This window comes from Pseudoalteromonas sp. NZS71_1, assembly GCF_015864305.1.
In the GTDB taxonomy this organism is placed as follows: Bacteria; Pseudomonadota; Gammaproteobacteria; order Enterobacterales; family Alteromonadaceae; genus Pseudoalteromonas; species Pseudoalteromonas arctica.
This window is the reverse complement of the sequence record NZ_JADYXM010000011.1, coordinates 1-13,855: the sequence shown is the minus strand read 5'-3', so window position 1 is coordinate 13,855 and position 13,855 is coordinate 1. Positions and strand designations below refer to the sequence as shown.

Annotated in this window: 18 protein-coding genes and 2 tRNA genes; 11 read left to right on the top strand and 9 right to left on the bottom strand. The window is 37.5% G+C overall.

Translation table 11 applies throughout. The annotated features are described in order from the left end of the window. Nucleotides 1-8 precede the first annotated feature (8 nt). The 8 genes from I6F43_RS15035 to I6F43_RS15000 all read right to left on the bottom strand — a co-directional run bounded on the left by I6F43_RS15035 (nucleotide 9) and on the right by I6F43_RS15000 (nucleotide 4,150). The gene (locus I6F43_RS15035; protein ID WP_002961910.1) at nucleotides 9-287 is read right to left on the bottom strand and encodes a hypothetical protein; all 279 of its coding nucleotides are present in this window, start codon (nucleotides 285-287) and stop codon (nucleotides 9-11) included. Then, the gene (locus I6F43_RS15030; protein WP_007586917.1) at nucleotides 287-745 is read right to left on the bottom strand and encodes a GAF domain-containing protein; all 459 of its coding nucleotides are present in this window, start codon (nucleotides 743-745) and stop codon (nucleotides 287-289) included. Before I6F43_RS15030 ends, I6F43_RS15035 begins: the two co-directional genes overlap by 1 nt. Before the next feature lie 128 nt (nucleotides 746-873). Then, complete coding sequence (locus I6F43_RS15025; RefSeq protein WP_007586920.1) at nucleotides 874-1,254, bottom strand: hypothetical protein; 381 nt, start codon at nucleotides 1,252-1,254, stop codon at nucleotides 874-876. Nucleotides 1,255-1,428: 174 nt separating this feature from the next. Further along, nucleotides 1,429-1,674, bottom strand: a complete 246-nt coding sequence (locus tag I6F43_RS15020; protein ID WP_101216248.1) for a hypothetical protein — start codon at nucleotides 1,672-1,674, stop codon at nucleotides 1,429-1,431. Between the two features lie 13 nt (nucleotides 1,675-1,687). After that, nucleotides 1,688-2,500, bottom strand: coding sequence for a CPBP family intramembrane glutamic endopeptidase (locus I6F43_RS15015; protein ID WP_101216247.1), 813 nt, complete (start codon nucleotides 2,498-2,500; stop codon nucleotides 1,688-1,690). 118 nt (nucleotides 2,501-2,618) lie between these two features. Beyond that, nucleotides 2,619-3,503, bottom strand: a complete 885-nt coding sequence (locus I6F43_RS15010; protein WP_101216246.1) for a LytR/AlgR family response regulator transcription factor — start codon at nucleotides 3,501-3,503, stop codon at nucleotides 2,619-2,621. Nucleotides 3,504-3,885: 382 nt separating this feature from the next. Further along, nucleotides 3,886-3,976, bottom strand: a tRNA-Ser gene (locus I6F43_RS15005). 83 nt (nucleotides 3,977-4,059) lie between these two features. Next, nucleotides 4,060-4,150: transfer RNA gene (locus I6F43_RS15000), tRNA-Ser, on the bottom strand. 251 nt (nucleotides 4,151-4,401) lie between these two features. Here I6F43_RS15000 and I6F43_RS14995 point away from each other — a divergent pair. From I6F43_RS14995 to I6F43_RS14965, 7 genes are read left to right on the top strand one after another with little or no spacing between them, the layout of a single operon-like run. Continuing rightward, the gene (locus I6F43_RS14995; RefSeq protein WP_007580214.1) at nucleotides 4,402-5,067 is read left to right on the top strand and encodes a Bax inhibitor-1/YccA family protein; all 666 of its coding nucleotides are present in this window, start codon (nucleotides 4,402-4,404) and stop codon (nucleotides 5,065-5,067) included. 55 nt (nucleotides 5,068-5,122) lie between these two features. After that, nucleotides 5,123-5,476 carry a sulfurtransferase complex subunit TusD gene (gene tusD, locus I6F43_RS14990; RefSeq protein WP_165735216.1) on the top strand — a complete coding sequence of 118 codons (354 nt, stop codon included), beginning with the start codon at nucleotides 5,123-5,125 and terminating at the stop codon, nucleotides 5,474-5,476. Beyond that, nucleotides 5,473-5,829, top strand: a complete 357-nt coding sequence (gene tusC, locus I6F43_RS14985) for a sulfurtransferase complex subunit TusC (protein ID WP_007580210.1) — start codon at nucleotides 5,473-5,475, stop codon at nucleotides 5,827-5,829. Before tusD ends, tusC begins: the two co-directional genes overlap by 4 nt. Further along, the gene (locus tag I6F43_RS14980; RefSeq protein WP_197102966.1) at nucleotides 5,826-6,092 is read left to right on the top strand and encodes a DsrH/TusB family sulfur metabolism protein; all 267 of its coding nucleotides are present in this window, start codon (nucleotides 5,826-5,828) and stop codon (nucleotides 6,090-6,092) included. Before tusC ends, I6F43_RS14980 begins: the two co-directional genes overlap by 4 nt. Nucleotides 6,093-6,095: 3 nt before the next feature. Continuing rightward, nucleotides 6,096-6,425, top strand: a complete 330-nt coding sequence (locus I6F43_RS14975) for a TusE/DsrC/DsvC family sulfur relay protein (RefSeq protein ID WP_007580207.1) — start codon at nucleotides 6,096-6,098, stop codon at nucleotides 6,423-6,425. Then, nucleotides 6,425-7,111 carry a pseudouridine synthase gene (locus I6F43_RS14970; RefSeq protein WP_101163788.1) on the top strand — a complete coding sequence of 229 codons (687 nt, stop codon included), beginning with the start codon at nucleotides 6,425-6,427 and terminating at the stop codon, nucleotides 7,109-7,111. The genes I6F43_RS14975 and I6F43_RS14970 overlap by 1 nt, the downstream gene beginning before the upstream one ends. Further along, a complete protein-coding gene (locus I6F43_RS14965; protein WP_024592558.1) occupies nucleotides 7,104-7,541 on the top strand; it encodes an NUDIX hydrolase in 438 nt (145 codons plus the stop codon). Before I6F43_RS14970 ends, I6F43_RS14965 begins: the two co-directional genes overlap by 8 nt. A gap of 45 nt (nucleotides 7,542-7,586) precedes the next feature. Here the strand turns inward: I6F43_RS14965 and I6F43_RS14960 are convergent, their stop codons facing one another. Next, on the bottom strand, nucleotides 7,587-8,858 hold the full coding sequence (locus tag I6F43_RS14960) for a sensor domain-containing diguanylate cyclase (protein WP_024592557.1): 1,272 nt from the start codon (nucleotides 8,856-8,858) through the stop codon (nucleotides 7,587-7,589). 360 nt (nucleotides 8,859-9,218) lie between these two features. Between I6F43_RS14960 and mnmA the strand changes: the two genes are divergently transcribed. From mnmA to I6F43_RS14940, 4 genes are all read left to right on the top strand, one after another. After that, complete coding sequence (gene mnmA / locus I6F43_RS14955) at nucleotides 9,219-10,319, top strand: tRNA 2-thiouridine(34) synthase MnmA (protein WP_165722975.1); 1,101 nt, start codon at nucleotides 9,219-9,221, stop codon at nucleotides 10,317-10,319. Beyond that, nucleotides 10,319-10,921, top strand: a complete 603-nt coding sequence (hflD, locus tag I6F43_RS14950; RefSeq protein ID WP_101216242.1) for a high frequency lysogenization protein HflD — start codon at nucleotides 10,319-10,321, stop codon at nucleotides 10,919-10,921. The genes mnmA and hflD overlap by 1 nt, the downstream gene beginning before the upstream one ends. A gap of 31 nt (nucleotides 10,922-10,952) precedes the next feature. Next, nucleotides 10,953-12,323 (top strand): adenylosuccinate lyase, encoded by a 1,371-nt coding sequence (gene purB / locus I6F43_RS14945; RefSeq protein WP_010552649.1) that lies wholly within the window; start codon nucleotides 10,953-10,955, stop codon nucleotides 12,321-12,323. Nucleotides 12,324-12,411: 88 nt separating this feature from the next. After that, nucleotides 12,412-13,563: a ribosomal protein uL16 3-hydroxylase gene (locus I6F43_RS14940; protein ID WP_169043730.1), complete on the top strand. Its 1,152-nt coding sequence runs from the start codon at nucleotides 12,412-12,414 to the stop codon at nucleotides 13,561-13,563. The last annotated feature ends 292 nt before the right edge of the window (nucleotides 13,564-13,855 follow it).

Below are 13,855 nucleotides of genomic sequence, written 5' to 3'. Positions count from 1 at the left end.
CCTATTTTTCACATCTTTTCATCAAGGGACGAATCGACGTAGTGTGTTACCCAGTCGACCAACTCTTCGAAATCGGCTTCTATTACAGCCATATCACCCCGAAGGTGTTCCCAAATACCATTAATTGTTTCATCAATAAATTCACATTCTGAATCATCTGGAAGACGATCCCATGCAATATGAATTAAATCATTGAGCGTTTCCGCTACATGCTCTTCTTCGCCTTCCCAGTCGCCAACATCTTGCACAGCAAATAGGTAGTCTTGAACATTTAGCAAATCTTTCATTACAGGCTCGCCTCTAAGCATTTCACTAATGCTTCAAGGCCAGCTTTATCATCAGCATCAAATCGGCCAATACTTGGACTATCAATGTCTAGTACTGCGAATACTTTACCATGTTTCATGATAGGTACAACTACTTCAGAGTTAGACGCTGCATCGCAGGCTATATGCCCGTCAAAAGCGTGAACATCTTCAATTAATTGTGTTTCAGCGGTTGCCGCAGCTGTTCCACATACCCCTTTCCCAACGGGAATACGGATGCATGCAGGATTACCTTGAAACGGACCAAGTACTAATTCAGTAGGAGAATCCATAAAGTAAAAGCCCGCCCAATTTACATCTTCTAAAGAGGTAAATAACAGCGCGCTTATGTTTGCCAAATTGGCAATTACATTAGATTCACCAGCTATCAGCGATTCAGTTTGCTTAACTAATGACTGGTAAAAATCGTGCTTTTGCATACCAAACTACTTCTTATTAAACATACAGTAGCTAAAGGTACTCTTTGTCGTGAAAAATTGGAACCTTTTGGAGGTAAAAAAAAGGAAATCGCACCGTTTATCAGCGTGCTTGGTTAATAATGCTGCGATTATTTTTTTACCGATTTGCGAAGACCAAATAAAAACAGTCCGGCTGCAAATGCTGACATAACACTATTAATCAAAAATATCTCGCCAGTTGAGGCACTTAATAAGTAACTAAATATAGCGCCACCTAACAAACCAAGCGTTAATACACCTGAATAATTAACTTTAGAATACTTAAACATTAGTAAATACCCTGGCACAACAAAGGCCGCCATCGTTAAGCCTACAATATGTGCATTTGAGATAGCAGTCATCAACAGTTGAAAAAATACGGATAAGAAATCACCCTGTAGCGTTAGTGCATAATACAATCCTAACAAGCTGCCAATAATTACCGGGGACAATAATGAAAGCGCGACGCTTTTTGCGAGTTGATGTTTCATCTAATAATCCTTAATACAGAGTATAAATTTTAATGTATTAAGCATGCACCAAGATCTAAAGCTTAGAAATAGAGACTATGGTCGTAATTTATGATTAAAAATAAACCTTATTGCAGTATGAGCCTATTAATAAATTAATAGGCTCATACGTTTGGGTCATACTTATCAAAGTGCTTATAACTGAGCTATTTTATTTGATAACTCAAAGTGGCGAGATGTTACTATTTCCTCTAGCACTGCCAATCTTTTGTTCAACATCGCTCTTTGTTCCTCTAATTTTGTTATCTTATTATTATTCAGTCCATTAAATTTTACTTGCGCTGCCATTATTGTAGTTTTATAGGTGAAATAACGTTTAGTAATAGTAAGAATCAAAAAGGGTGAGCTAAATATAATTATTACAATAAATAGTTCTAGCATGGTCGTTTCCCAATCAATTTAAGTAAGCTTGTTGCGTATAAAGGCCACTTTTAGTGCATTGAAATAATTTTGATAATGTAACTTCGCGCTGCTTTCCTCGTCGAATTAGCATCTCAACATACACAATACTTAACACAATGGCTGTTGCTTTAAATAAGTTACCTTGTAGATCACCTGCTGCGCCGCCCGACATACCAAATATTCCGTAAGCTGCATTCATAAAAATATGCATCCACATAGGAAACCAAATACGATAACCACATTCACAATATAGCCACGCAAACCATGTACCTGCTACAGTAGTGATCGCAACCGCCATCAATGCAGAAATCGCATCATTACCTTGATAAATATGGCCCAGGCCAAATATTACTGAACTAATCAATGCCGCAGGCACAAAGCCCCATCTACAATATTTAAATAAAACACCAAACAATGCAGCCCTAAAAATTAGCTCTTCAAAAAAACCCGCATAAACTGAGCCGGTGATTATTGCTGGTATTGATAGGTTAAGTTCATCACTCAAAAATCCATAACCTATTGCCATAGGAGCACAACAAATAATTGCTGCGAGTGCATAGTTAATAAAACCAGAAGAATTAAGCCCTATAGATTCAAAAGGCTCACTTTGTTTAAACAAAATAATAGCCGCAATAACTAACGGTCCATATAAAAAAGTATATTTAGCGGGGGTAAATAAAATGCCAGTTAGATTATCAAGTTCAGACAACCAGCTAGACCAACCTTCTCCCCAAAACTGCCTCATTACATAGTGGCAAAATACAAATATAGAAATTATTACAAGTGCCTTGATAGCGTATTTCATATCTACTTTCCTCGTTAAGTTGTAAATTTCAACTTAATCTTCGCAATAGTAAAAATACAAAGCGACTTATTAGGTCTCAATTACAAGACGAGGTATAAAGCCCATGTTTTAGGGGGGATTAACATGTTTTTGGGATTAATGACAAAGCATCTTTTATTACTTTTACATAAGAACGAGACACCGGTATTTTAATATCAATTGTATGCAGCGATAATTGCAACCCTCCAGCATTACCACTGTAGTGCTGAATGTTTTGCAGGTTGACCGCATAAGAACGGTGGCATCGTAATATAATTGTATTTTCTGGAAGCTGCTTTAATAAACCGCTAAGAGATACACGTAATAGTTTACGTGAAGTTGAAGCTCCTTCCAGTATTGTTATTTCACAATAGTTGTCTGAAGATTTAATAAATAAAATATGGTGATGAGCCGTGTTAATTTCGTCGTTTTTATTATCGCCTTTAAGAGTAATTGTCTTTAATTCAACTTCTCTCAACTGCTCTTGAACGACGCTAACTGTACTTGGCTTAGTTAAATCTATTACATGCCTATTTACCACAAGTAAAAAAATAAGAGGAAATACACCAATACAAAAAATATACCCTACAAAAAGTAATTGATTCTGCCAATGCCAAGACCCAAGTACAGCAACCACAAAATACCCATGATTGAATAACGCAGTAATTAAAATATATGTGACAGGAATAATAATTAAACGGCTTAATTTACTTAGCTTAAACTTAAGTAACACTATTTCTATGAAACCTGACAATAGCAAAGCACAAAAGGTTACTAACCCATAGCCAAAAAGCCGCAGAAACTTGTAAGACTCGGTATCGCTTGAAGTGCCAAAAGGTTGAAATACAAAAAGTACAAAAAGCGCTATAAACGAAAACATGACGGCACGATATACAACTAACTTTCTCGAATCTAGATCATCTTTGAGCCACAACATCCTATTTTGCATACCTTTAATCCACCAATGTTTAAAAATAGCACACATTAATATGTGCATTCCAACTCATTTAAAATTTTTGTGATGGTAGTTTTATTAAAAACAAAAAAAGGAAGAGAACATCAACGTTATTTAACAGCAGAAGATGGTGTGTGAGCAATTCTATCTGCTTTTAAGATTTTACTAATGAGAGATAAAACATGTAATACCAATTCGCTTAATTAAGTGGTCTATTTTGAGGGCGGAAAAACGTGTTGATAGCTAGGCAAAAAATCCGCTATTTAGTTGTTCTAAATGAGAATTTTTTAACGCAGCGAGCGACACGTTTAGCCCCGCAAAATGATTAAGTATTATTGCGGATTGGTATAAGTGCACTGATTTTGTTCCAAACACAAAAAAGCCCGCTAAATTAGCGGGCTATTTTGTTATATGGTGGAGAGATAGGGATTTGAACCCTAGATGGGCTATAAACCCATGCCGGTTTTCAAGACCGGTGCATTCGACCACTCTGCCATCTCTCCGATACTGCTAAGTTAAAAGTAAGAGTGTACTAATAACTATTTAAATGAATGATACTTTAATTACCACACACTTATTAAATAAGTGGTGGAGAGATAGGGATTTGAACCCTAGATGGGCTATAAACCCATGCCGGTTTTCAAGACCGGTGCATTCGACCACTCTGCCATCTCTCCGCACGGCCTGCATAATAGGGAAACCCATCCCTTTTGTGAAGCTTTTTTTTAAATTAATTGTTTAAGTGCTTAAAAAACAATTAATTTGTCTAAAGTTAGAACAAAGTGTTTTTAATTTAGCCGTCAAAACTCTTTTATTTAAATATTTAACTCTATTGATCTACAAAGGTTTGCCCAAACATATAAGAGTTGGTAATCTAATTTTAGTTAAATTATCGAAACACACACGTTTCACTTAAAGGAGCTCTACAATGGCGTTTAATCAATCGTACAATACCGCGAAACCGGTAATGTCTACCATTGAAACAAACAAGGTACTTAAAAACACCTACTTTTTACTAGCTATGACACTTGCATTCAGTGCTGTTACAGCCGGTATTTCAATGGCACTACAATTACCTTACTTTATGGGAATTGTGTTTACACTTGTTTCGTTCGGTTTATTATTTGTTGTAAATAAAAAAGCAGATACAGCATCTGGTGTATTTTGGGTGTTTGCTTTCACAGGTTTAATGGGGGCTGGCTTAGGTCCATTGCTTAACCATTATGCTGCAATGCCTAATGGCCCAATGCTTATTATGCAAGCGTTAGGTTCTACGGCGCTTATCTTTTTTGGTTTATCTGCTTATGCACTGAACACTAAAAAAGACTTCTCATTTATGGGTGGCTTTTTAACGGTTGGCTTAATCGTTGTGATTGTAGCTAGCATCGTTAATATTTTTGTTGGCAGTTCACTTATGTTTATGGTGCTTAATGCGGCAGTTGTATTGATCATGTCTGGTTTGATTTTATTCGATACAAGCCGAATCATTAATGGCGGCGAAACCAACTACATTCGCGCAACAGTGTCTTTATACCTAAGCGTATATAACTTATTTACGTCTTTACTTGCTCTACTTGGCGCAAGTGATGACTAATTAAATAGTTCTGTTAAAATAGCCCCTTAATTGGGGCTTTTTTATTGGAATTGTTTTGTCACGTTTTGTTCTTTCATTACATACACCACCATCCGATCACGATACAACGCAAAGGTTAGTTAAGTTTGCGAATGCATGTTTAGCCCAAGGGCACACCATTGATGCTGTTTTTTTATACCAGCAAGGTATTTATCATGCATCTACCCACTTTGATTTATCCTCAGACGAACTTCAAATTTCAGCACTTTGGCAGCAACTCGCCGATCGAAAACTAAATTTAATGCTGTGTGTTACCGCCGCTGAAAAACGCGGGTTAGATATTAAAAACACAGGTGTATTTGCAGTCGCAGGGCTAGCTGAATTTGCAATGCTTGCAAGCGACGCTGATAAATGGGTGCAATTTAAATGATAAACGTATTAGTAATGAGTCAGTGCAGTCCATTTGACGATTTAAATATTCGTGATGCACTTGATATGACATTGATATTTGCTGCCGTTGACCAAAATGTGAGTTGGTTGTTTAGCGGCCCCGCCGTTTTGGCTTTAAAAAAACATCAACAACCAAACAATATTGGCTTAAAAGATTTTTTTAAAAACATTAAAACACTCGAAATCTATGATGTTGAAAACATCTACGTGTGTGAAAAGTCATTGCTTGATTATGGTTTAAATAAACATGATTTACTCATAGAGGCAAAAGCACTCAACTTTAGCCAACAACAAACATTAATCAAAGCGCAGCAACATGTGGTGAATTTATGAGTACATTACATATTTTTTCTAAGCCGCTTAACTATTATTCGGCTAATCAGCTAGAGAACTTAATTTTATCACACGATAACGTGCTACTTGTTGGTGATGCCTGCTTTGCAAAAAAACAATTTAGGCAATTTGCAGATACACTGTTAATACTTGAACAAGACGCGCAAGTACGTGCAATAAAATTAACAGATAACGATAAAGCCATTAGCTATGAAGACTTTGTAGCACTCACTTTATCAACTAATCAATCAATTACGTGGTAACTCATGCTTGAATTTAACAACCAACAGATTGAAACCGACAAACAAGGCTACTTGCTTGACCATACTTTGTGGTCAAAGGAGCTTGCACCTGTAATTGCTATCCAAGAAAACATTACCCTTAGCGTTCAACACTGGGAAGTCATTAACTTTGTTCGTGATTTTTATATTGAATATAACACCAGCCCAGCAATTCGGATGCTTGTAAAAGCAATGGCTAAAGCACTCGGTGAAGATAAAGGAAACAGCCTTTATTTATATAAATTATTCCCTAAAGGTCCTGCTAAGCAAGCAACAAAAATCGCCGGATTACCAAAACCAGCTAGGTGCATATAATGAGATCTAAATCAGGCAATAATCAAGTAACTGAATCCAAGCCAAAAAGAAGTACAGGGCGTACTTATTCACGCAGTGCACTTAACAAAACGCCTTCAGGTAAAAGAGAGATAAAGCCGCAAATAGCATCTAAAGACAGAAAAATTGTGTTATTCAATAAACCATTTGATGTGCTATGCCAATTTACGGATGACGCAGACAGAAAAACTCTCGCTGAGTTCATCCCTATTAAAGAGGTTTACGCAGCAGGAAGATTAGACAGAGACAGTGAAGGTTTATTACTTTTAACAAACTGTGGGAAATTGCAAAACAGCTTAACTGCACCTGATAAAAAAACGAATAAAACATACTGGGCACAAGTTGAAGGTGAACCAACAAGTGAATCAATTAATGATTTATGTAATGGCGTAGAACTTAAAGACGGGCTTACACTCCCCGCTAACGTTAAAATAATTGATGAACCTACAATTTGGACGCGTAATCCGCCTGTACGAGAGCGAAAAGCAATCCCGACTACTTGGTTAAGTATTACCATTAACGAGGGTAAAAACAGACAAGTTCGCCGAATGACCGCGCATATTGGACACCCTACACTTCGCCTCATTCGTTATAGCATTGGCAACTATACCTTGGATGATATTAATTGTGGTGAATACAAAGTAATTAAGGGCGTAGTTGATGCATAAACCGCATGTAACAGTTGCGGCAATAGTAAAAAAGCAAAATGAGTTTTTACTTGTAAAAGAGCGCGATAAATTTACACAGCAGGTTTGTTACAATCAACCTGCGGGTCATTTAGAGCAAAACGAAACTCTTGCACAAGCTGCAAGCAGAGAGTTGCTTGAAGAAACAGGCTTAGCGCTTGAGCCAGTCGGCTTTTTAGGTGTGTATAATTTGCATGCCGAAAATGGAGTGCACTATTTACGATTCTGCTTTTTATTTGAAGCGCCTGATAATATAAAAGCGCCAACACCAATAGATACCGACATTATCAGCGCTAACTGGTACACATTAGAGCAAATAAAATCACTACCGCTTAGAAGCCCTTTAGTATTGAAGTGTATTAACGACAGCCTGAATCGACCAGTATTAAGCCTAGAAACTATTTATAATTAGCTATATTGGGGAGTAGCTTAAATAAAATAATTAACTCTATTTTATTTACTCGGAGCTTAGCGCTATGCAGTTACGCCCTTGTTTTTTAGCATAATACAGGGCGTTATCAGCGGCTTTAACAAAGCTAATTTCATCACTATTTGTATAGTCACTGATGGTATTAATACCCATACTTATAGATAAAAATCCGGTAAAGCTATCCTGGTGTGCAATAGCTAAATTTTCTACAGCTTTTTGTATTTGCTCAGCTATAAACAACGCCCCTTGCCTATCGGTTTGAGGTAATAAAACAACAAATTCCTCTCCCCCATAGCGAGCAACAAAATCTTCTGGGCGACTAACCGTTGAAGCAATTGTTTGAGCCACATCATATAAACACGTATCGCCCGCTACATGCCCATACCGGTCATTAAATTGTTTAAAATGGTCAATATCGATAATAATCATCGATAGCATGCCTTCGCATTCTTTTGCTCGTTCGTACTCATGCGTTAGTTTTTCATCAAACCGACGCCTATTTGCAATTTTGGTTAATGCATCCAAAAAGGCCATATCCCTAAGTATATCCTCTGCTTCTAAACGCTCTGTAGCATCATTAAAAACAGCTAAAAACTCTTCACCTATATCAATTCCTGAAATTTCCATCATCACTTGTGAACCATCACGACAAGAAACTCGATAGTTATTTGCGGGTATATCGTTATTATTATTTAGCGCCTTTTCAAGTGAGTCTTGCCACAGATCTTTTACAAGTGCTCTATATTGCGGATCTGGATACGCTTTTTCCCACCACGATTTAAGATTAGGTACATCCTCTACCGTATAACCAAAAACATCTACAAAGCGTTGATTAACTTTTAAAATATCACCCGTTTTAGCACACACATTACATACCGGCATTGGCAAAACGGTAAATAACCTAGCGTAATGACTTATCTCATGCTTGCGCATAGGGTTGAGCGTACTTTGAGGTAAGTAACTCATTGGCATATCACTTTTTTCAATACTAAGCTTTTCGTCCATTTCTAAAGCAAAATACCATTCAAGCCACCAGTGCTCTACATGCTCAAGCACCTTTAGCTCAATGTTCTTTTTAGCAGTTGAGCCCTTAATTAAACTAAATAACTCATGTACATGATTTGGTTCTTGGAAAATGTGAGGGTTTTTGAGTTTTATTAACTCATAAAAAAGGTGATAGGCTGACTTTTTAAACTCTGTCGTTTTACTGGAGAGTAATTCACTATCCACAAAATCAGATTCGTTTGTGTAGTGTTCAACTAAAGAATTTATCTTGTTTATTTGATAGGCGTAATTCATATATTCATTCCATTGACTATATATCAAGCGACTTAAAGTGGTTTACATTCATATACTCACCACTATTTTTATTTTATTAAGTGTATATTTACTCTAGTAGTTTTAAAAGAAAATACTATTAATAAAACTCAATAACTACATGAATTATTCTATAGTCTTAATTTATTAGTAAAGATCACTTTAATATTACTAAAGTTACCGCCTGATAACGCGCTTAAGTCTAGTTTGCTATTTGTTATATAAATAAAATACTGACTAATTCCCCTCTTTGCGCCCTTAGTCTCTTTAAGCACAAACAAAATACATGCTATAATCGCGGCCTTTCCAAGTTAACAGCAATCTGTATAAGCGAAATTATTCATGAGCGAAAATAGTCACATTAAAGTCATTGTTGGCATGTCCGGCGGTGTTGATTCTTCTGTATCTGCATATTTATTACAACAACAGGGCTACCAAGTAGAAGGCCTGTTTATGAAGAACTGGGAAGAAGACGACAATGATGAATACTGTGCTGCCGCTGATGACTTAAAAGATGCACAATCAGTGTGTGATAAGTTAGGCATTGAACTTCACACAGTAAACTTTGCAGCAGAATACTGGGACAACGTATTTGAGTACTTTTTAGCTGAGTACAAAGCAGGTCGTACACCTAACCCAGATATAATGTGTAACAAAGAAATTAAATTTAAAGCCTTTTTAGAATTTGCTGCTCAAGCACTCGGTGCTGACTTTATTGCAACGGGTCACTATGTTCGCCGTGAGCTTCGCGATGACAAATACGTAATGTGTCGCGGACTTGATAACAATAAAGATCAAAGCTACTTCTTATATACTCTAAGCCATGAACATATTGGCCAAACGTTATTCCCTGTAGGCGATATCGAAAAACCAGAAGTACGCCGCATAGCAGAAGAACAAGACCTAATCACTCACGATAAAAAAGACAGTACAGGTATCTGCTTTATTGGTGAGCGTAAATTTAAAGACTTTTTACAAAAGTTCTTACCAGCACAACCTGGCGTTATCGAAGACACTGACGGTAATAACGTAGGTGAGCACGAAGGCTTAATGTACCACACACTTGGACAACGCAAAGGCTTGTTAATTGGTGGTATGAAAGAAGGTTCTGGTGAGCCTTGGTACGTAGTAGATAAAGACCTTGAGCGAAATGTACTTATTGTGGGCCAAGGTAAAGATCACCCTCGCCTATACAGCAACGGTCTTAACGCAAACCAACTTCACTGGGTAGACCGTATTGGCCCTAAAGGCACAACTCGCTGCACAGTAAAAACGCGTTACCGCCAAGAAGACTTAAGCTGTACCCTACTTGTAGGTGAAGACGGCATGGCCCGCGTATTGTTCGACGAGCCACAAAAAGCAGTGACGCCTGGTCAATCTGCCGTATTTTACGCAGAAGATATCTGTTTAGGTGGCGGTATTATTGATTCGGTGATTAAGTAATGAATGAACACCAAGTCATGGCGCTTGCCGCCATGTGCCAGGCTGCTAAACAAGTTCAAAAAATTGCCCAGTACGGCAACAATAACGAACATGATTTAGAAATCTTACTTTCAAGTATTATTCAAACATCTCCGGCATCGCCAGAAGATGTTTACCAAGGTACTGACAACTTACGTGATGGTTACAAAACATTAATGGCGCAGCTAACCGCAGGCGCTCAAAAAGATGTTGAAATTGTAAAGTACGTAGGTGGTTTAATGCAGCTTGAGCGAGCACTAAGTGCAAACGGCAAAAGCTTAAACGAATTAGGTAAACGAATTGATGATATTCATCGTCGTTTAGACCACTTTGCTATTACCGATGAGAGCGTTGTTGCCGGTTTAGCAGATATATACTCGTCGGTGCTGAGCCCCCTTGGGCACCGAATACAGGTTTATGGCAAACCCGAGTTATTAAAACAGCAGCTCACTCAAAATAAAATCCGTGCGTTATTATTAGCCGGCATTAGAAGTGCAGTATTATGGCGACAAATGGGCGGTAAACGCCGTCACTTTTTCTTTGCAAAAAGAAAAATACTCGCTATTGCTAAAACAAAAATTTAACTATCGTTCAAACTAAAATTTAGGAGTTATTATGGAGCTTTCAGCGTTAACGGCTATCTCTCCAGTGGATGGTCGCTACGGCAGCAAAACCACTGAACTACGCAGTATTTTCAGCGAATTTGGCTTAATCAAATACCGCGTAATTGTTGAAGTGCGTTGGTTGCAAGCGTTAGCTGCAGCAAGCGATATTAAAGAAGTACCTGCATTTAGCGAAGAAGCTAATGCACTTCTAAACGCCATTGTAGATAACTTCAGTGAAGCTGATGCACAACGCGTTAAAGATATAGAACGCACTACAAATCACGATGTTAAAGCGGTTGAATACCTACTAAAAGAAAAAGTAGCCGATAACAGTGAGCTTCATGCAATAAACGAATTTATTCACTTTGCTTGTACTTCAGAAGATATTAACAATCTATCTCATGGTTTAATGCTAAGCGAAGCGCGTAAAAATGTTTTACTTCCTTATTGCGATGAACTTTTAAGCGCAATTAAAGCTAAAGCAATTGAATACAAAACAATCCCAATGATGACTCGTACGCACGGACAACCTGCTACACCATCAACTATGGGTAAAGAGTTTGCTAACGTATATATGCGTTTAAAGCGTCAACGCGGGCAAATTGCACAAGTAGAGATGCTAGGTAAAGTTAACGGTGCTGTAGGTAACTACAACGCACACCTTAGCGCATACCCTGATTACGACTGGCATACACATGCAGATAAATTTGTATCAAGTTTAGGCTTAACACTAAACCCATTTACTACACAAATTGAACCGCATGACTATATTGCAGAATTGTTTGACGCAATTGCACGTTTTAACACTATATTGTTAGATTTTGACCGTGACATGTGGGGTTACATTGCCCTTAATCACTTTAAACAAAAAACAATTGCTGGCGAAATTGGCTCATCAACAATGCCACATAAAGTTAACCCAATTGATTTTGAAAACTCAGAAGGTAACTTAGGTTTAGCAAACGCTATTTTTGCTCATCTTGCACAAAAATTACCCGTTTCTCGCTGGCAGCGTGACCTTACTGATTCAACCGTATTGCGTAACTTAGGTGTAGGTATGGGTTATGCGATTATTGCATACCAATCAACACTTAAAGGTGTAAGTAAGCTTGAAGTAAACGAGCAACGTTTAGCTGACGAGCTTGATCAAAACTGGGAATTGCTAGCCGAGCCGATTCAAACAGTTATGCGTAAATATGGTATTGAAAAGCCATACGAAAAACTTAAAGATTTAACACGCGGCAAACGTGTAAATCAAGAAATAATGGCTGACTTCATCGATGGTTTAGACCTTCCTGAGCACGCTAAAGTAGAAATGAAAAAACTAACACCTGCTAATTACATTGGTCGTGCTGTTGAGTTTATTGATGATTTAGTTTAAAAACTAAATTGCTCTTTTAAAAAGCGAAAGGATCATCCTTTCGCTTTTTTTGTTTTAACCCCATTGCACTAACTAGTAGGCATAATGTATGTATCAATTAAAAATAAATAATTTGTCTGAGCAAGAGTTTTTAAGCCATTTTTGGCAAAAAAAGCCGCTTTTAATCAAACAAGGTTTTGCTAATTTTCAAGACCCGCTTGATGCTAATGAACTTGCCGGCCTAGCAATGGAAGAAAGCATAGAGTCGCGTATTATCACCAATCATAAAAATGATTGGCAAACGCACCAAGGTCCATTTGAAGACTTTGAGCAGTTAACCGACGATCACTCCACTTTACTCGTGCAAGCAGTTGATCACTGGCATAGCGATGCTGCACAACTGCTAGAACCTTTTAGGTTTATTCCCAACTGGCGCATAGATGATTTAATGATCAGCTATTCAACGCCTAATGGTGGTGTTGGTCCACATTTAGACCAATACGACGTATTTATTATTCAAGGCGAAGGTAAACGTCATTGGCGTGTAGGCTTACCCGACCCAACACTTAAGCAGTTTGCTCAAAACAAAAAGTTACTGCAAGTTGAACCTTTTGAAGCCGTAATTGATTGCATATTAGAACCAGGCGATATTTTGTATATTCCACCTGGGTGCCCTCACGAAGGTTACGCTGTAGAAAACGCACTAAATTATTCAGTTGGTTTTAGAGCGCCAAATCAACAAGATTTATTGTCGAGCTTTGCCGATCATATTATTGATACCGAAAGCGGACAAAAACGTTATACCGATCACAACATCACACTAAGAAAATCAAAAGGTGAACTTACAAACCTTGAAGTTGATAAAGTTAAAACACTGATGGCGGCACTTTTAGAAAATGACGATTTATTTAAACAATGGTTAGGCTCAACGCTTAGTCAGCCCAAACATGAAATGGATTTAGCACCAGTAGAACCTCCATTTACACCTGAGCAAATAAGCGATGATTTAAGTGATGAAGAAACTGTGTTTGAGCGTTTAGGTGGCACGCGTGCTATTTATCAGCAACTCGATACCGAAGTGTTATTAAGTGTAAACGGTGAAAATTACGCTATGCCATTAACTGACTTAGCGGCGGTAAAACTACTTACCGATAATACTGAATTTGAAAGTTCAGCATTAAATTTAACAAACCCAAGTTTAGTTTTTACTCAAACTTTTACTACACTTGTTAATGAGGGGCTTTGGTTTAATATAGACTAAGAGTAATAATACCAATTTTATTAATAATGGTGAGCATTTTGCAGCGTAAAATATTATGTATACAGGTTAGTTAAAAATTTTAATTTTCACCTGATATTGGCTTAAATAATTTTGCTGTGATTGCTTACTCATTTTAATTGGCTATCAATAGGAGTTTGCAATGGGCTATCTTGTAGTGGTCAATAAAATTTGGCCACAGTTTTAGAGTCTTTGTATCTAATCTCAGATTCATTTGGCGCTAAACCAGCATTATAATGATGCGGTCTAACGTTGTTGTAATATCCGTTGATAT